This is a genomic window from Pantoea sp. X-Soil-ISGK-355, from assembly GCF_059730805.1.
On record NZ_AP035971.1, the window covers coordinates 1271647 to 1289654 of the forward strand.

13 protein-coding genes and 1 pseudogene are annotated in these 18008 nt (G+C 49.6%); 10 read left to right on the top strand and 4 right to left on the bottom strand.

The genetic code is table 11. The annotated features are described in order from the left end of the window. Positions 1-89: 89 nt before the first annotated feature. Entirely contained in the window at positions 90-1793 is a 1704-nt protein-coding gene (gene dld, locus AC6I8J_RS05775) for a D-lactate dehydrogenase (protein ID WP_161736773.1), read from the bottom strand. Between the two features lie 155 nt (positions 1794-1948). On the opposite strand from dld, the gene bglX reads away from it, so the two are divergent. Together bglX and AC6I8J_RS05785 are read left to right on the top strand one after the other, a co-directional pair. Further along, positions 1949-4246 (top strand): beta-glucosidase BglX, encoded by a 2298-nt coding sequence (bglX, locus tag AC6I8J_RS05780; protein WP_161736774.1) that lies wholly within the window; start codon positions 1949-1951, stop codon positions 4244-4246. 96 nt (positions 4247-4342) lie between these two features. Further along, on the top strand, positions 4343-5215 hold the full coding sequence (locus AC6I8J_RS05785; protein WP_222924307.1) for an oxygenase MpaB family protein: 873 nt from the start codon (positions 4343-4345) through the stop codon (positions 5213-5215). A 113-nt stretch (positions 5216-5328) separates the two neighbouring features. Here the strand turns inward: AC6I8J_RS05785 and AC6I8J_RS05790 are convergent, their stop codons facing one another. Further along, complete coding sequence (locus AC6I8J_RS05790) at positions 5329-6246, bottom strand: AraC family transcriptional regulator (RefSeq protein WP_260057718.1); 918 nt, start codon at positions 6244-6246, stop codon at positions 5329-5331. Positions 6247-6344: 98 nt separating this feature from the next. Here AC6I8J_RS05790 and AC6I8J_RS05795 point away from each other — a divergent pair, with 98 nt between their 5' ends. Further along, positions 6345-7412 carry an aldo/keto reductase gene (locus AC6I8J_RS05795; RefSeq protein WP_033760287.1) on the top strand — a complete coding sequence of 356 codons (1068 nt, stop codon included), beginning with the start codon at positions 6345-6347 and terminating at the stop codon, positions 7410-7412. 709 nt (positions 7413-8121) lie between these two features. Continuing rightward, on the top strand, positions 8122-9141 hold the full coding sequence (locus AC6I8J_RS05800) for a LacI family DNA-binding transcriptional regulator (RefSeq protein WP_033760284.1): 1020 nt from the start codon (positions 8122-8124) through the stop codon (positions 9139-9141). An 864-nt stretch (positions 9142-10005) separates the two neighbouring features. Here AC6I8J_RS05800 and AC6I8J_RS05805 read toward each other — a convergent pair. Then, positions 10006-11943 carry a methyl-accepting chemotaxis protein gene (locus AC6I8J_RS05805; RefSeq protein WP_109653982.1) on the bottom strand — a complete coding sequence of 646 codons (1938 nt, stop codon included), beginning with the start codon at positions 11941-11943 and terminating at the stop codon, positions 10006-10008. 426 nt (positions 11944-12369) lie between these two features. Here AC6I8J_RS05805 and AC6I8J_RS05810 point away from each other — a divergent pair. The 3 genes and pseudogenes from AC6I8J_RS05810 to AC6I8J_RS05820 all read left to right on the top strand — a co-directional run. After that, positions 12370-12751 (top strand): annotated as a pseudogene (locus AC6I8J_RS05810) (SDR family oxidoreductase); the annotation flags it as partial. A gap of 124 nt (positions 12752-12875) precedes the next feature. Further along, positions 12876-14048, top strand: coding sequence for an alginate lyase family protein (locus AC6I8J_RS05815; RefSeq protein WP_260057723.1), 1173 nt, complete (start codon positions 12876-12878; stop codon positions 14046-14048). A 341-nt stretch (positions 14049-14389) separates the two neighbouring features. Next, the gene (locus tag AC6I8J_RS05820) at positions 14390-14524 is read left to right on the top strand and encodes a hypothetical protein (RefSeq protein WP_260057725.1); all 135 of its coding nucleotides are present in this window, start codon (positions 14390-14392) and stop codon (positions 14522-14524) included. Between the two features lie 433 nt (positions 14525-14957). Here AC6I8J_RS05820 and AC6I8J_RS05825 read toward each other — a convergent pair whose 3' ends face one another. Then, positions 14958-15368, bottom strand: coding sequence for an ASCH domain-containing protein (locus tag AC6I8J_RS05825; protein ID WP_067437184.1), 411 nt, complete (start codon positions 15366-15368; stop codon positions 14958-14960). 583 nt (positions 15369-15951) lie between these two features. Between AC6I8J_RS05825 and AC6I8J_RS05830 the strand changes: the two genes are divergently transcribed. The 3 genes from AC6I8J_RS05830 (at position 15952) to AC6I8J_RS05840 (ending at position 17824) form a co-directional block, all read left to right on the top strand. Next, positions 15952-16365, top strand: a complete 414-nt coding sequence (locus AC6I8J_RS05830) for a nuclear transport factor 2 family protein (RefSeq protein WP_311202140.1) — start codon at positions 15952-15954, stop codon at positions 16363-16365. A 31-nt stretch (positions 16366-16396) separates the two neighbouring features. Further along, positions 16397-16900 carry a GrpB family protein gene (locus AC6I8J_RS05835; protein ID WP_253421391.1) on the top strand — a complete coding sequence of 168 codons (504 nt, stop codon included), beginning with the start codon at positions 16397-16399 and terminating at the stop codon, positions 16898-16900. Positions 16901-17140: 240 nt separating this feature from the next. Then, on the top strand, positions 17141-17824 hold the full coding sequence (locus AC6I8J_RS05840) for an O-methyltransferase (RefSeq protein WP_497825164.1): 684 nt from the start codon (positions 17141-17143) through the stop codon (positions 17822-17824). Positions 17825-18008: the final 184 nt, after the last annotated feature.

Consider the following 18008-nt stretch of genomic DNA (forward strand, 5'->3'; position numbering starts at 1 on the left):
AGATAATACGGCAGGCAATTCCAGGAAGTGAGTGGATGGCTGCGTCGTATGACGGTCAGCCTGCTCAGACAAGCTGACCCATAACGCGCTTAAACCTGCTTCACCGCCCAGCCTTTTTGCTTGCTGGTTTTGCCAATGCCAGGATTAAAGCTATTGGTCGGATCGAGCTGGCGATAGAACGCCGCCAGTTGCGGTTTGGCCTGATAGAGATGACCGACGTTATGTTCAGCGGGATATTCTGCGCCGCGCGCCTGCAGGATCTCCAGCATCTGCGTTTTCAGCGCGTGCACATCCACCCCTTTTCTGACGATGTAATCCTGATGGAAGACGTGACAGAAGAAGTGACCATAGTAGAGGCGGTGGCTTAATGATGCGCGAATCGCATCGGGCAGGGTTTCAAACCAGTCCGCATCGTTGCGACGCAGCGCGATGTCCAGCGCCAGAATATCCTCGACCTCATCTGCATGGACTGCGTGGTAGCGCACGGCCGCACCCGCTGCCGCAAAGCGATGCAGAAACGCGTGCGCACCTTCTTTACCTTCACACTCAAAGAACTCACCACCGCCTTCACGAAAGTAGTCGCGCAGATAGTTACGCGCCTCTGCCACGCCATCGCCCGACATCTTCAGCATCAGATGATGTTCATACTTGTCACGATACTGCTTCATGCGTTTGGGCAGATGCGCCGGGAACAGTTTGCTCAGGCGCTGCAACAGCCGGTCGCTGAAGTGCGGTTTAACGAAGGAGAGCTTGCTCAGCCAGGCATCAATCCGACCCTTCAGCGTGAAAAACAGCGGCATCTTATCGGTGCCCAGCTTGTCGATCATCAGGAAGGTATCTTTGCCGTAGACTTCCGCAATGTCATAAATGTCGCGGTGCATATATTCGCCCGCCACCGGCAGATGGGTGAAATGCGCCAGGATGTGACGGCGGATATCGTTAAGCACACCGGGTTCATTGGTGCCGATGTAAAATACCTGCTGCTGCGGTTCGCTGGCGAAAGTATCCAGTCGCACGGCGAAGACCGCCAGTTTCCCGGCACAGCCGGACGCTTCAAACAGGCGACGCGCATCGGCGTTATAACGGGCGGGCGTATCCGCATCGACTTCACGGACGCGATCGGCATATTCATGATCGGAGGCGTGACGGCCATCGTGCTGCACATCTTTGGGTTGCCAGCGGTCGTCATCCAGCCGTCCCAGAATCTCTTCCGGTGAGGTCCCCAGATCGATACCCAGATGGTTCACCAGCTTCAGTCTTCCCTGTGCATCAATCTGCGCATACAGGGCCATCTCACTGTAGGCCGGACCGCGCTTAATCAGCGATCCGCCGGAGTTATTACAGATGCCACCCAGCACCGAAGCCCCAATGCATGAGGAGCCGATCACCGAGTGGGGTTCACGCCCCAGCGGCTTCAGTGCTTTTTCCAGCTGATAGAGTGTGCTGCCGGGGAATGCCAGCACCTGCTGGCCGTTGTCGATCAGCTGAAGCTTATCCAGCCGCAGGGTACTGACAATCACCAGCGGACGGTCGTAATCGTCGCCATGCGGCGTTGAACCTTCGGTCAGGCCGGTATTCGCCGCCTGCATCAGGATGATGACATCCGCTTTCACCAGCGTTTGCAGTACCCGCCAGAGTTCCAGCAGCGTACCGGGAAACGCCACGGCCAGCGCCTCACCTTCGCCGGAGCGAAAGCCTTTGCGATAGCGGGCAGTCTGTTCAGGTTCTGTCAGCAGATGGGCAGGGCCGACCAGGCGGCGCAGGTCAGAAAGCAGGGCAGAGGTTTGTATCATGAGCAATTCCCTTGTCTTATCAGTGCGTCCTAACTGTAGCACGTCAACTGACCTCAACGCAGTGTGACTCTGGCCGCTACCTGCTATTCTCATCTTGTGGCACACTGCCGCCTGTTTATTCGATATTGCGCAGTTACTTAAGAGAACCCAACCTGATGAAATGGATTTACTCTGTTAGTCTCGCTGTCTCCCTTGCGATGCAACCCGCACTGGCTGAGACAGTGCCTGGTAACCACCCGATGACCGAACAGGCGCGAGATGCCTTCGTTAACCAGCTGCTTAAAAAAATGACGCTGGACGAGAAGATTGGCCAGCTGCGTTTAATCAGCGTCGGACCTGATAATCCGAAAGAAGCCATTCGCGACATGATTCAGAAGAGTCAGGTTGGCGCGATTTTTAACACTGTCACGCGTCAGGATATCCGCGCGATGCAGGATCAGGCGATGCAGCTTAGCCGCCTCAAGATCCCCCTGTTTTTCGCCTTCGACGTGATTCACGGTCAGCGCACTATTTTCCCGATTCCTCTGGCCCTGGCATCAAGCTGGGATCTGGATGCCGTTAAAGAAGTAGGGCGCGTATCCGCCTATGAAGCGGCCGACGACGGTCTGAATATGACATGGGCACCGATGGTCGATGTCAGCCGTGAACCACGCTGGGGTCGTGGTTCCGAAGGCTTCGGTGAGGATACGTATCTCACCAGCGAAATGGGTCGCAGCATGGTGCAGGCGATGCAGGGCAAAAGTGCCGCCGATCGCTATAGCGTGATGACCAGCGTGAAACACTTTGCGCTCTATGGCGCCGTTGAGGGTGGACGCGATTACAACACCGTAGACATGAGCCCGCAGCGCATGTTCCAGGACTATCTGCCACCGTATAAGGCCTCACTGGATGCAGGCAGCGGCGGCGTGATGGTGGCGCTGAACTCGATTAATGGCGTCCCCGCTACGGCGGACAGCTGGCTGCTGAAAGATCTGCTGCGCGATAAGTGGAAATTCAAAGGCATCACCATCAGCGACCACGGCGCAATCAAAGAGCTGATCAAGCATGGCGTCGCCAGCGATCCGCAGGAAGCGGTACGCATCGCCCTGAAGTCGGGCGTGGATATGAGCATGAGCGACGAATATTACAGTAAGTATCTGCCGGATCTGGTGAAGAGCGGTGAGGTCACGATGGCTGAAATTGATGACGCGGCGCGCCATGTGCTTAACGTCAAATATGACATGGGCCTGTTTAACGATCCCTACAGCCATTTAGGTCCGAAAGAGAGCGACCCGCAGGACACCAATGCGGAAAGCCGTCTGCATCGCGCTGAAGCGCGCGATGTGGCGCGTAAAAGCATCGTACTTCTGAAAAACCGTTTGGAAACGCTGCCGCTGAAAAAATCGGGCACCATTGCGCTGATTGGTCCGCTGGCAGACAGTCAGCGCGACATCATGGGCAGCTGGTCCGCCGCAGGCGTGGCGAAGCAATCCGTTTCGCTGTTGCAGGGCATGCGCACTGCCACCGAAGGCAAAGCGACGCTGCTTTATGAGAAGGGCGCTAACGTCAGCGACAACAAAGGGATTCAGGACTTCCTGAACCTCTATGAGCAGGCGGTTTCCGTGGATACGCGTTCACCGCAGCAGATGATCGATGACGCGGTTGCCAAAGCGAAGCAGGCCGATGTGGTGGTTGCCGCCGTGGGCGAAGCGCAGGGGATGGCGCACGAAGCCTCCAGCCGCAGCGACCTGGTGATCCCACCGAGCCAGCAGAAGCTGCTCGCGGCACTGAAAGCCACCGGTAAGCCGCTGGTGATTGTCCTGATGAACGGGCGCCCGCTGTCGATAGTAAATGAAGATCGCATGGCTGATGCGGTGCTGGAAACCTGGTTCAGCGGCACCGAAGGTGGTAACGCCATCGCCGATGTGCTGTTCGGTGACTACAACCCGTCGGGCAAACTGCCGGTTTCCTTCCCGCGTTCAGTGGGTCAGATTCCGATCTACTACAACCATCTGCCAACCGGTCGTCCTTACAACTTTGCGAAGCCGAACAAGTACACCTCGCACTACTATGATGCGGTTAACGGCCCGCTCTATCCGTTTGGTTACGGCCTGAGCTACACCAGCTTCACCGTGTCGCCGGTAAAAATGTCTTCCCCGACCATGCCGCGTAACGGCAGCATCGAAGCCAGCGTGACCGTGACCAACAGTGGTAAACGCGATGGCGCGACGGTGGTGCAGATGTACCTCAACGACCCGGTCGCTTCCATCAGCCGTCCGGTGCAGGAGCTGCGTGGCTTTAAGCGCATCATGCTGAAAGCAGGCGAGTCACAAACTGTGACCTTCAAAATTGATGTGGATGCGCTGAAGTTCTGGAACCAGCAGATGCAGCACGTTGCAGAGCCCGGCAAATTCAACGTGATGATTGGACTCGATTCCGTTCGTACCGAGGATGGGCAGTTCAACTATTTATAACCGTCAGCCTTTTCCCTGACGTCAGGGGAAGGTGATGCGGCGCGTCGTTAGCGTCCTGCTACCGCGCGCCGCGTCATATCCACTATCAGAGCCGCTATGATTAATCTGCGTGATCGCATTCAGCAGCAGGTATTCCGCCTTAACGGCCTGTCGATGAATGAATTTGACCTCTCTCAACCACCTGGCGATCCCGGCCTGTTTGGCCCGGACAGCGTGATCTGGCGCGTCCACGGTGACTTCACCTCCATGATGTGCGGCGGGATCAGCGCGCTGCTGTTGCAGATGCTGCATCCGGCGGCACTGGCGGGCGTCTGGGATCACTCCAATTTCCGCGAAGATATGATGGGCCGTCTGCGCCGCACCAGCCAGTTTATCGCTGTCACTACCTACGGTAATTCGCAGGATGCGCAGACGCTGATCGACAGGGTTAAACGCATTCATCTGAAAGTCAGCGGCGTCGACAGCGCGGGCAAACCCTATGCCGCCAGCGATCCGCATCTGCTGACCTGGGTGCATGTGGCGGAGACCAGCCGTTTTCTGGCCGCCCATCTGCGCTACAAAAATCCTCAGCTTACCCGCGCCGGGCAGGATCAGTACTATCAGGAAGCGGCGCTCATTGCCGAAGCGCTGGGTGCAGAGAAGGTGCCGAAAAGCGTTGTCGATGTGGCGGATTACCTGCAACAGATGCGTTCAGAGCTGCGCTTTGACGAGCGTACCGCTGAAGTGACGCGATTGCTGATGAATGCCCCTGCACCCAGCTGGCAGGCGAAACCGGTGATGAAAATCATGCTGAAGTCAGGATTCGGACTGATGCCCGCGTGGGCGCAGGCAATGTCCGGTACGGAGATTGGCCGCTTTCAGCAGGCGATGATTGACCAGAAGATTAATGCGATTGCGTTAGGGTTGAGATGGTCAATTCAGCGCGGGGCATGGTATCGGGCGATGGTGAGAATGGGGAGACTGGGATAAGGGGCTATGAATGTCCGCTTTGTGCCAGAAGCGGACATTGTATATTTGAATACTGCGATAAATTTTTGATAATTATGCATATGCATTAAAAAGACAATTATCGGAGTGGCCTGTTAACAGTTCTTATGCAGATTACGATAGCCTCCTGGCGTTCTTCCGGTATGACGTTTGAAGGCCAGAGAAAAAGAGGGAACAGATTTATATCCGGTTAATCTGGCTATCTCAGTAATACTTAAGTGATGCTTTCTGAGTTCAGCGCATGCCAGCTCCATTCGCCATGCCGTCAGATAATTCCCGGGCGTTGAACCGGTAAGCTGATGAAACCTACTGGCGAACGCACTGCGGGACATAGCAGATTTTGCAGACAGACTTGCCAGCGTCCAGTCTGCAGATGGAGAAGAATGTATCAGTGTCAGTGCGGGTCCTATTTTCCTGTCACCGAGGGCATTCAGCCAGGATGTCCCTTTCTGATTAATCTCTAAGTATTCCCTCAGCATCTGCACCAGAACAAGTATTGCCATGCTACTGGCCACAATGTCGTGTCCGGGACGAAGCGCTGATGTTTCATGCGAAAGCAAAGTGATAAGGGCGGTGAGTGCAGGAGAAGAACTTTCCTCTCGTCGTGAAACCAGCACCTGAGGCAGATGTTTTAAAAGCAGCGGGCTGGAAGCCTCCTCAAATACGAATCTCCCCCCAATCCCCTCACTGATAAGTTCTCCCTGTCCGTAGCGGACCACACCATCCGCTTCACGGTGAGAAGAGAATATCTGCCGTCCGTCACTTACCATCAATGCCGGACTTGAGCCACAGCAGTAAGCGTCACCCGAAGTCAGAAGATAGAAGTCCCCTTTTTCAAGCAGCAGAGGCTGCATTCCGTCCATCCAAAGCCAGAATTTCCCCTCAAGCACAGTGCCGAACTTAATGTGTTTATAAGAGGGAAACCGCATTGCCCAGGGGCCACGTGCTTCCATACGGGCCGTAAGGATGGCCTCTGCCTTCAGAAGTGAAAGAATATCAGACAACGGATCCATAACTTCCTGGACGAATGAATAATAAAAAAGGGATTTCTATAATAAAAGAAAGCGTTTGTCTGCGTCATTATCATTTGAAGCTTAACGGAGAAAACAAAATGAAATATGCAGAACTGGGTAAAACTGGGATTTATGTTTCACGCATTTGTCTCGGGACGATGACATTTGGCGGGGCGGATAATGCCGCCGGTAATGCCATCGGCCGCCTGACGGGCAAAGAGGCGGACATTATCGTTGGTGAGGCGCTGGACGCCGGCATCAATTTTATTGATACCGCGGATATCTACGGTATGGGGGGCTCTGAAAGCGTGCTGGGCGAAGTGCTGGCACAGCGACGCAGTCAGGTTTTTCTTGCAACAAAAGCGCACAGCAGAATGAATGCGGGCGCAAACGATGCAGGGCAGTCGCGCTATCACCTTATGCAGGCGCTGGAAGCCAGCCTTAAAAGGCTTAAGACCGATCACATTGACCTTTATCAGGTCCACAATTTTGATACCGTAACACCGATTGAAGAGGTTCTGCGGACACTGGACGACATGGTGCGTCAGGGCAAGGTTCGCTATATAGGCTGTTCGAATTATGCCGGCTGGCAGATTGCCAAAGCTTTGGGTATTTCAGGTGAACATAAGCTGGAGAAATTTGCCAGCGTACAGTCTTTTTATTCACTGGCCTGCCGCGACATTGAACATGAACTCCTTCCGGCAATTAAGGATAGCCAAACCGGACTGTTATGCTGGAGCCCTCTTGCAGGAGGCCTGCTTTCAGGCAAATTTGACCGCAGTGGTAGTCATGAGGCCTCTGCAAGACGCGCAAAAATTGAATTTCCACCCGTTGATAAAAGCCTGGCATGGGACATCGTGGATGTTCTCAAAACAATTTCTGAAAAACACCGCACTACTCCTGCCAGCATCGCAATAGCCTGGCTGCTGTCTTCTAAGCAGGTGACGAGCGTCATAGCGGGTGTGCGCAATGTGCATCAGCTCAGAGATAACCTTAGCGCGCTGTCTGTTAATCTCAGCGAGGAGGAAAAAGAAATGCTGGACAAGGTCAGTCATCCGGGTACACGTTATCCCGGATGGATTCAGTCATATAATGCCGCGAGCCGCTATCCGGCAGGCTTTCCTGATACCGGGCCTAACTGGATATTAGGTGAATCCCCTGTTTAACACGGGCTCAGAGCTATAAAAATAACTAAGCTTTTAATAACTTTGCTGAGTCCGGGTTCCTGACGGGCTCTGCTGACTCAGGCAGTGAACATTATGGTTAGCATCTATTGCTGTTAACATCTTCAATTTAACTCACTCATGCTGTTAGTTCCTTACGCCGGCTGAAAACTTTCGTAGAGAGTAAAATTTTATCCTATCAAACTATAATTAAGTATAATCTAATATAAAAGCTGATTGACATGGTAAGGCTGAATATTAATGTTTTTCATATGCATCTATTTGTTGCATGAAAAAAGGGTCTATATTTAAATCGCATCAAAAATCCAGAGTAAATAATACTTTAAATATTGCCATTATTTATTGTGGCAAATAATTCTACTCATTGTTTAATGATATGATTCTGTTAAAAATTAAATGCCATTTTGGTCAAACTTAGAGTCGGCTGATTTGTTCGTAAGGAATGCGATGTCTCGCAGCGTTGCTTTTGAAAAAGTTCTATAAGTTCAAGTTAATTTTTATGCGAGTAAGTTTTATGTATTTCTTAAAGTAGAGTTTTGTTGGAGTGTTACTCTTAATTTTAAGTGAAATTTATTTGTCTTTTATGTGAAAAGAATATAAATTGAAGTTAAGATTGTAACGCTGGCAGTGTTATAGATTACTTACTATAGTTTGATAGTGACGAAACCTGTTAAAGTAAATACGATAAAATATGAAAAAATTAACTATTACTGAGTTTGCAAAGAAAATAGGTGTAGGTGTTGCAACAGTTGATCGGGTGCTTAATGATCGGGGTGGAGTATCGCCGGCCATGGAGAATCTAATACTCAAGGCCGCCCGTGATGCGGGACTTAAGCGTATTCTGCCGGAAAAGCATAGACCCTCCTGGCAGCTTGAGGTCCTGTTGAGCAGTAATAAATCTTTTTTTTTCGAACAGCTTGCTAAAGATTTTTCCATGCTGGCTGATAACTTAGGCTATCGCAGAATAACACTTCATAAAACTTTATTCTCTGAAGCTTCTCCGGAAAAAATGGCAAAACACATTGAAGCCAGCAGTAAAAAAATGGACGCTTTGATTATATTTGCACATGAGAGCCCACTTATTTATGAAATGCTGACCCTGTGTAAATCTCGCGGTGTCCCGGTAATAACCCTTGTGGCAGATTTACCAGGATCTGATAGATTGTGCCACGTAGGAATTGATCAATATAGCGCAGGCCGTACATCAGGCTTTGTACTTGGTGGTATGCTACCATCACATGGGGACGTGGTGATAATTAGCGGCCGTACGCAATACGCAGTCCATCGTCAGCGTGTCGATGGCTTTATTTCAGTAATGCAGAAATTTTATCCTAAAATCAATGTGCGCGAACCTATTTACAGTCAGGATGAACGGGAGCTTATCAGTCTTTTATTAAACCGAACCCTTGCATCTGATAAAGATATTGTCGGAATTTATAATACAGGCATGGGTAACACTCAGGTTAGTGAGATTTTGAATGATTATAATCTTAGAGGTAAAGTAGTTTACGTCACTCATGAACTTTACAATACAACACGGCAATTACTCGAACAACGAGTGCTGACATTGACCATAGATCAAAATACGTTGAGGCATGCTCAGCTGGCAATAACACTGGCGCTACATTATCTTGAAATGGGTGAGCAGCCTGATGAATATAAGTCAGGAAAGGTTGATTTTATGCTGTACACTCCTGAAAATTATAGGTGATATAAAATTGGTTACGATTGATTCAGAATAATGGCCCCCTCATTAGTACTCTTAATCTTCCGCTGGTTGGTAAAACCCCTATAACTCTGAATGTCGGACCGCAACGAGCTGTCGCAGATACAATATGTTGTAGTTTTCTAAGCTACTATCGATACTACACATAGTAGATTCAAGATAAGCGGCAAGCCAACACCAGGCCAGGGATTCAGGAGTTTTCAGCCACTGCACGTCTTCGGCCCCCTGCGGTTTTTTTTTGCCTAAAGCGGGTTATTTATCCTGCAGATACCGTGGGATCCGTCCGGAACGCGGCCCGAGATACGCTTGCTATCTTGCCGATGCCTTTTATCATTAAGCTCAAACGGCGGCTGCTCCGACCGGCCACGATAAGAGCAAAAGCCACTGAATACCTCTTTGAACCGCCTGCACGGCGGTTTTTTTATTCTTCTCTCGGCGTTACGTGATCGGCAGCACATGGTTTGTGCCGTTCGCTTTTTTTTAGCAAGGCTTACAGGTGACAGCGTTCGCTGAACGCCGGATTTTCCGGGATGCATAACCTTTTCTCCCCGGCTGCTTCCGCAGCTGACCCACTCAGATGGCGGTTTTTTGCCTGTCGCCTGCATGTGCGATAGGTATGTTATGTCTATTTTGGCAAAACTACACTGTCATCGTACATTTGACGTCCGCTTTTCGCTCAAAGCGGACCTTGCAGCACGTATGTCCGCTTTGTGCCAAAGTTACGTAAGGAAGGAATTAAGCCATCCCGTAGGATGGCTTATGAGATACTGTTACTGAGATGACAGACCTCAGAAATGCGCCGACAGCACGCCGTTTACAGACATATAAAAGAAGCACTTAACGGAAATTTTAACCAGCGTTTGTGCGGAACACGCTAACAGCGTCCCTCAGATTAGCGGCTCGACTTGCAAGTTCATCAGCAGACGATGCTGACTCTTCAACGAGCACGGCATTCTGCTGTGTGACCTGATCCATTTGAGTAACGGCAATATTTATCTGCGATACGCCTGCACTTTGCTCTTCTGAAGAAGATGAAATTTCTCTCACCAGCTGTGCTGTCTGTTCAATCGCATCCATACTCTCCTTCACTTTTTCACCTGCATCCCGGGCCATCGAAATGCCCTGCTCAGCATTCTCCACAGACTTTTCGATCAGTCCTTTAATTTCTTTCGCCGCGCCAGCCGAGCGCTGTGCCAGCGACCTGACTTCCGCCGCAACAACGGCAAAGCCTTTACCGTGCTCGCCGGCCCGGGCAGCTTCAACAGCCGCGTTTAACGCGAGAATATTCGTCTGAAACGCAATCCCATCAATGACAGAAATGATTTCCTTAATCTGCCCTGCACTGCTGCTGATTTTCTCCATGGAACCCAGCACTGATTCCATTGCCTGACCGCCACGCAATGCCGCGCTGGTAGCCGAGCTGGCCATTTCTGCAGCATGGCGGGTGTTTTCAGCATTGTTGCCGATGATCGAAGAGAGCTGTTCCATACTGGCGGCTGTTTCAGCCAGTGATGCAGCCTGTTCTTCCGTCCTCGCAGAAAGATCGCCGTTACCGCGGGCAATCTCCTCAGATGAGGTGGCAATGGTGACGGCATTAGATTTAATGTTTTCTACCGTCACCGTCAGGCGCTGACTCATCTGCAGTAATGCCTTAAGCAGACCGGCTGTTTCATTGCGTCCTGTCACGGAAAAAGATGCTGTCAGATCGCCTTCTGCTACTTCAAGCGCAAGCTTTGACGCGGCACCGATAGGTCGTGTAACAGAACGGATAATGATCAATGCGAAAAAGACAGAAAGCAGGACCATAAAGAGAAGAACGCTCAGCAAACCATACTGTGCATTCCGGTGGTCCGTAATCTGCTGGTTCAGCATGTCATTCAGTTCATTACCGCCCGCAATCGCGTAGGTGCTGAATCTGTTAATCGCGCTGGTAAAAATTGCGGCATAGTCCTGAGGATTCTGATTCGTCATACTGCGGCTAATAAATAACGCCCCTGCAGTTTTCAGGGCATTTTTGGCTTCCTGTACGGCCGCGTCTGCATCGGCACTGAATTTCTGCTTCAGCCCTGTATCAGACGAAAAAAGCTTCTCTGAGTCCTGAGCAAACATATCCAGATTATAGGCACCCGTGCTGATTAATGATTCCATACGGACAGAGTCAGCCTCATTAACAGCTTCTTTCCTGGCAAGCAGTGAAGTCCCGAACGCACGAATTTTACCCAGACTTTCGGTAAGCTCAGGCAATGATGAGAAATTGCTGGTAATCAGGCGGTACGTACTGATATCTGAATCAAGCGACAAACCGTAAAAATCCAGCACGTCGCGGTTTGTGTTAAGAAGTTTGCGGATGAGTTGCGCATGTGCGTCAAGGCTGGTCGTTTGATCCAGTTTCAAAGCATCAATGTCCTGCTGCAGCGCGTCCCACTGTGCACGCACCCCATTGATTTTTTCGATTAAACCCGCACTGCCTTCTGTCTGCGCCATCTCTTTCTTGATGGCATCGGTGATAGTAACAATGTCATCTCTAACACTTAGACGCGATGAGGTGGCAGGATTTTTTTGCGCAATAGCGAGGGCTGTTTCAGCGCGATGGCGCTGTATCAGATTCAACAGGGCAAGGATTTTGTTTTCAGCAGGCACTCCTGTTACTTCTTTCTGCTTGTCCTGAATATATTTATTACCTTCTGACACAAAAAGCACGGTAGGAACTGAAAAAAGAACAAGGCAAAACAAGCCCAGAATTGCAAACTTAGCGGTAAGATTAATATTGTTAAGAATATTACTCATTTTTACATCCTGCTGAATTAATTTTTATAAGAACACAAATAATGCAGATTAAAAGCATCTTAATCATCATTATCGGTTAACTATTCATTAACTTTATAGCAGGCGTAAGAAAGAGAATATTTAGGTTGAATCGCAACAAGGTCTAACCTGTTACCGAGTAATTAGAAAATACTGATGTTAGCAATTACCTCATAAGAGGTAGGAAAGATGGTTGGTATCAACTTCTCTCTTAACGAATTTTATACATGATTCATGTCCACTTTATGCCATAAGCAGACATTGCTAATCCCCTGGCACACGCTAAACAGTTTGCAGTGCAGCTTATTTCTGTTCCCCATGTAAAAAGGCATTAACTGAAAGATGTCACTTAACTTCCTCATGTATATCTACATCCACATATAGTCATCAGGAAAAGGATGAATGAAGATGCTGAGAGGTAAAAGAGCTGTTATTACCGGTGGCGGCGGGGGATTTGGCCAGGCGCTGTGCGTGTGGCTGGCACGAGAGGGCGTCGAGGTGGATTTTTGCGCACGGCGGGCTGAAGATATTCAAAAAACCTGCAGCATCATCACTGCTGAAAGCGGCATTGCAAAAGGGTATATCTGTGATTTATCACGCCCTGAATCCCTTTCTCAGTTTTCCTCACAGCTGTTAATTTCTGACAAGCCTATAGACATTTTAATCCTGAATGCTGCTCAGTGGTTATCAGGGAGATTAGACGATCAGCCTGACACAGAAATTATCAATACCGTCAGTTTCAGGTCTGACAGGTTCGATTCTGCTGACTCAGGCTCTGCTGTCCGCTATGTGCCAGAAGCGAACTTTGCTAACATCGGCATGAACTAATATGCGGGCGAGCAGGTCAATAGTGTTCTGGGTTGCAGCTGTGTCCCGTTACTCTAATAAAACACCACGATAAATGAGCTAACATCATGAAAAATAAAAAATTGGCTATAGCAGTCATGTTATTTTTTGGATTTTCACCATCTTGTTTTTCTGAAAATGGTTCATTTATCCATCCTGGTGCACTAAACACGGCTGATGACTTCAGAAAAATAGCTCTGGAAGTAAAAGAAGGGCAACAGCCCTGGTCTTCAGATTTTGCTTTATTACGCACTAATGCTCATGACTCACCTGACTACACACCTCATCCTGTTGCTACTCTTTACCGGGGAGCTGCGACAGGTCACCCAAAAGAAAATTACTCATTCCTGTTTAATGATGCAGCAGCCGCATATGCTTTAGCTCTGGACTGGCGACTGAGCGGCGACAACTCACGTGCAGAGCGTGCTGTATACATACTCACTCAGTGGGCGAATAAACTACGCGCCGTTGACGGAACATCTGATAAATTTCTCGCGGCCGGACTCTACGGCTACCAGCTTGCTGTCGCAGCCGAAACGCTTCGGGGGTCATCCGCTTTCTCAGCCTCTCAGCAGAAGGCGGTCAGAGATATGCTGATTACGGTATTTGCACCCATGAACATCGATTTTCTTGAACATCATAATGGCGCAAAAACGGATCACTATTGGGCCAACTGGGACCTGTCAAATACCGCTTCACTCATGGCTATTGGTATTTATGCAGACCGGAGAGATTTTTATAAAAAAGCTCGTGACTACTATATCGGCGGAAACGGTAACGGCGCGCTCAAAAACGCAGCATGGAAAGTTTATCCTGACGGGCTTGTACAGTGGCAGGAAAGCGGGCGAGATCAGGCGCATACGCTGCTTGGCATTGGTCTGGCAGGGACCATTTGTCAGTTGGCCTGGAACCAGGGCGATGACCTGTTCGGTGCCTATAACAACCGCCTACTCGGGGCGGCGCGCTATGTAGCCAGATATAATTCAGGAAACAGCGTCCCTTATTCGATTTACCAAAACAGTGATGTCACTCAGTCAGTCATTTCCAGCGTAGCCCGCGGAGAAAAAAGGCCCGTATGGGCGCTATTCTACGGCCATTATGTACAGATGATGCATATTAGCGCGCCGGAGATAAAAGCGGCGATAATGAGTGAAGGCAATGAAGGTGGTGGTGGTAATTACGGCCCGAACAGCGGTGGTTATGACCAGCTGGGTTATGGCACCCTGACTTTCCTTAATTAATTCTAATTAAGCTTTTCGGTATAAAAGCTGGGCTGACCTGCTCCTCGTTAGTTCACATATAACGCTATTAGCTATGTCCGTAGATCGCTCATAACGGACCTAAGCCTGCAGTAAGTCCGCTGTGTGCCAGAAGCGGACACTAGCAATTGTAATTTGCTTCAATACCACCACGAGGCAATTTTTTTTTGCTACTCACATGGGCGCGGTAAAACCCTGATTCTGCCGAACGATAAAACTCTCACGCCGCGCACAGATAACTTGACGTAGTAGTTTCCCCTGCGTGGCTCTGGTATAAAGTAGCCGCTGCCGTCACCGGGCGGGATTGCAAGCGGGGAATTAGCATGCCGAAGTTTATCATCACCTTTTTTACGTCTGAAGAACACGAACCCTGGGTGATCGGCGGCGCTGCCGTGGGCGCGGCGATCACCATTACGGCGATGGTTATCATCCTCGTCAGATCGTTCCGTAACAAATAGGCCGGGTGCCGGGCCTTTTTTTGCCGCATTCGGTAAAACGCCAATTCTCCCGAATGGCACCCTGCCCCGCGCCGCTGCGGCGCTGATAACTACATATTGTGGTTTTCTCAGCTGCTGCCGATACTACATATAGTGGGTGCGGGGGAACCGGCAGGCCAACACCAGGGCAGAACGCGCCGGTTTTCCCGCTGCGCCATTCGGTAAAACTCCGGCAGGGCCGGATTTCCCCGAATTAGAATTTACGCCAGCAGAGTTTTTGTTCTTGCTTTTTTACAGAGTTCACAATCGCGAGTTAGAAAATGTCATTCTGACATTAAGCCTATGTCCGCTTTTCGCTCATAGCGGACATTAGCCTGACGTCAGTCCGCTTTGTGCCAGAAGCGGACGTTGTTATAAATGGCAGGGTTTCAAACGCCAGAACGTTTATTTTATCTTACAGCACCTCGATTACCTCAAATTCTTCTGCGATCAGCTCCATATCGTCAGAAAAATGTCCCGTACAGGTGAAAAATCTCTGATGCTCTTTCTGCCAGTACTCAAGGCTTAAATCGCCTTCACCTTCTTTGCGGGCAAACTCCTCGGTAACATCACAAAAACGCACCAGTCGCATTGAAACCAGTCTGGTTACGCAGGCTGGGACGTTCTGGCCATCAAGGATGATGTTATAGCTCCCAATCTTAGGGGCAGGCTCTTCCTGCTGGTAAGACGTAAGCGATCCGCAGGAGGCCGTTTTGATCCCTTTTTTAATCAGGTCAGCAAGCTTGCTAGCCAGTTCCGGACTGTCACCCATTTGCCAGGCATCTGCGCCTGGATACTTTAATTTTAATACCTCAACTGTAGCCATTAACAGCCCTTTTTAATCGTCGATGACAAATGCCATACAGAGTTTTAACATGAACTTTCCGGACATTAACATTGATGCTTTCCCTCTGCTACTTTGTCCGCTTTTCGCTCAAAGCAGACCTTCCTTACGCGTGCAATTGTTACATCACGACCTAATAGGGGGAAACGGAAACGAGGGTTGCAGAAAGACCGCAAATATTCTTCATGGGCTTAGGGAGTTAAGCAAGACGTATTCGGTAATATGGGCGTTTTACCGAACGGTCGCAGAAGGGCGTAAAAAAACCGCCTCGCGGCGGCTCGTCTGGCACCTGCCCAGACTCTCTGTATAAGAATCCCAGAAAACCTGGCATCAATAGTGCAGCGGGCAAACCGGCGTGTTGTGCCCTGGTGTTGGCCATCCGGCTTCCCCGTCATCATTATATGTGGTATCGGCAACATCTGGAGAAACCGCAATATATAGTGTGTCCGGCTGTAACAGCGCGGCCGGGGGTACAATTCGGCAGAATGCGTGTTTTACCGAATCCGGGCGAACGGGAAACATCAGTCCGCTTTGTGCCAGGAGCGGAAGTAGCGCATGAACTGTTATGGTAAATTTGAATGTCAGGCTTAATCACTTGAGGATAAGCAGAATGCTTCTGGAGAAGCTCAGATTGCTTGAGTGCAGCCTTCACGGCGACAGGCGCAATGATCCGGAGTGGCTGGAACTGATTCTTCATCCTGAATTCCGTGAAATCACCCGGTCAGGTGTGACGGTCGACCGGTCAGAGACCATTGCGTCGCTGTTAAGTGAAAAGGCTGCACCGTATATTCTCAGCAGTGATTTCCGTCTTACGGATATGGGCTGCGGTTACGCTCTGCTTCACTATCGGACGTTTTACGCTGATGGCAGCCATCATGCATTACGTTCCTCTTACTGGATTTGTTCGGATGAGGGCCAGTGGACTCTGTTTTTTCACCAGGGAACGCCGGCTGCAGGCAATGCCGGGGTTCAGGGTTGAGTTGCACAAGTAGGGCAGAGAGAATGTGTTTATGCGGAAGATTATTGTTGTGCCATACGATGATAGATGGCCTGAGATGTTTGAAGCTGAAAGTTTACTGATAAAAACATTGCTCGGTGGAATGGCTAAAGATGTCCATCATATTGGAAGCACGTCAGTTCCTGGTCTCTCAGCAAAGCCCGTAATTGATATGCTACTTGAAGTTTCCGACCTCAATGAACTGGATAAGTACCATTCAGCAATGGCCCACGCCGGTTATATTGCTCGCGGTGAGAACGGGATTGCGGGGCGCAGATATTTCATTAAAGGTGGTGATCAGCGTAGTCATCAAGTCCATGCGTTTGCAGTCGGAGATATGCAGGTATTGAGACATCTCGCTTTCCGTGATTATCTTCGAAGAAACAAAGACATTGCAGAAGAGTATGCTGAGATAAAACACGCAGCTGTATTACTCAGCAGGAACGACGCTCATCGCTATAGCGCCCTCAAAGCGAAATTTATAGAGCGTCATCAACAACTAGCGCTAGCTGTCTGAGAACGATTGAGATTGAATTCGTTGCCGGGAGGGTATGTTCAATAATGATGAATTTACTAAGTAGTCATCAGTCAACGTCTGCTATTCGCTCATAGCGGACCTTCGATTCGATAAGAATGTCCGCTTCGTGCCAGAAGCGGACGTTGCTGATTTTAATCTTCAAACAGGATCGGTATAGGCGACAGATGTAACAAATGACAATTAAACTTTCATAGAGTTTTTAAGGAGAATAAATTTCATATGCGAATTCCAGATTATCCTTCACAAGATTCTGATAAGTGGGCCCAGGTAGATGCCTGGTTTTCTGAAAAGCTCGCTCCTGAAGATGCAGATTTAAAATACGCTCTCGCCAATAACACAGAACAGGGATTGCCCACACATGATGTCTCTGCTTTACAGGGAAAAATGCTGGCGATTTTCATTCAAATGTCGTGTGCCGTCCGTGTTCTTGAAATAGGGACGCTTGGGGGGTATAGCACCTTATGGATGGCCCGGGCTCTCCCACCACATGGAAGCGTAACGACAATTGAATTCAACGAGCACCATGCAGAGGTTGCTCGCCAGAATATAAACAAAGCGGGGCTGGCTGAGCGTGTCACATTGCATAGAGGAGCGGCACTTGATGTCTTACCCACACTTAATGCTCCCTTTGACCTGATTTTTATCGATGCCGATAAAGTGAATAACCCCCACTATCTTGAATGGGCTATCAAACTGTCGAAACAAGGCACTGTTATCGTAGGAGATAACACTGTGCGCGGTGGAAGTGTAATCGACTCCAGTAGTGAAGATCCGAACATTAAAGGTCTGCGAGAATTTGTCGAAATGATTTCTGAGGATGAGCGCCTTGAAGCGACAGCAGTACAGACTGTTGGTGAAAAAGGATGGGATGGTTTCGTTATGGCTATCGTTAAAGCCCGATGATGATATTTATCATTAGGAAAAACTCACTAACCGCCAGCTTTTAGTCACAATTTCTAAATGATTATCAAAGCTGTGCTGCTCATAATGTCTATGAGTTATATCCAAAATGTCCGCTCCTCGCTCATACCGGCCTTTAAGGCCAACAATGGTCACACTTACAAAGCTCAGTACCCCCCCCAACGCC

Coding starts and splice junctions, on each gene's coding strand:
- dld (WP_161736773.1), bottom strand. CDS start 1,793: ATGATACAAACCTCTGCCCTGCTTTCTGACCTGCGCCGCCTGGTCGGC.
- bglX (WP_161736774.1), top strand. CDS start 1,949: ATGAAATGGATTTACTCTGTTAGTCTCGCTGTCTCCCTTGCGATGCAA.
- AC6I8J_RS05785 (WP_222924307.1), top strand. CDS start 4,343: ATGATTAATCTGCGTGATCGCATTCAGCAGCAGGTATTCCGCCTTAAC.
- AC6I8J_RS05790 (WP_260057718.1), bottom strand. CDS start 6,246: ATGGATCCGTTGTCTGATATTCTTTCACTTCTGAAGGCAGAGGCCATC.
- AC6I8J_RS05795 (WP_033760287.1), top strand. CDS start 6,345: ATGAAATATGCAGAACTGGGTAAAACTGGGATTTATGTTTCACGCATT.
- AC6I8J_RS05800 (WP_033760284.1), top strand. CDS start 8,122: ATGAAAAAATTAACTATTACTGAGTTTGCAAAGAAAATAGGTGTAGGT.
- AC6I8J_RS05805 (WP_109653982.1), bottom strand. CDS start 11,943: ATGAGTAATATTCTTAACAATATTAATCTTACCGCTAAGTTTGCAATT.
- AC6I8J_RS05815 (WP_260057723.1), top strand. CDS start 12,876: ATGAAAAATAAAAAATTGGCTATAGCAGTCATGTTATTTTTTGGATTT.
- AC6I8J_RS05820 (WP_260057725.1), top strand. CDS start 14,390: ATGCCGAAGTTTATCATCACCTTTTTTACGTCTGAAGAACACGAACCC.
- AC6I8J_RS05825 (WP_067437184.1), bottom strand. CDS start 15,368: ATGGCTACAGTTGAGGTATTAAAATTAAAGTATCCAGGCGCAGATGCC.
- AC6I8J_RS05830 (WP_311202140.1), top strand. CDS start 15,952: ATGGTAAATTTGAATGTCAGGCTTAATCACTTGAGGATAAGCAGAATG.
- AC6I8J_RS05835 (WP_253421391.1), top strand. CDS start 16,397: ATGCGGAAGATTATTGTTGTGCCATACGATGATAGATGGCCTGAGATG.
- AC6I8J_RS05840 (WP_497825164.1), top strand. CDS start 17,141: ATGCGAATTCCAGATTATCCTTCACAAGATTCTGATAAGTGGGCCCAG.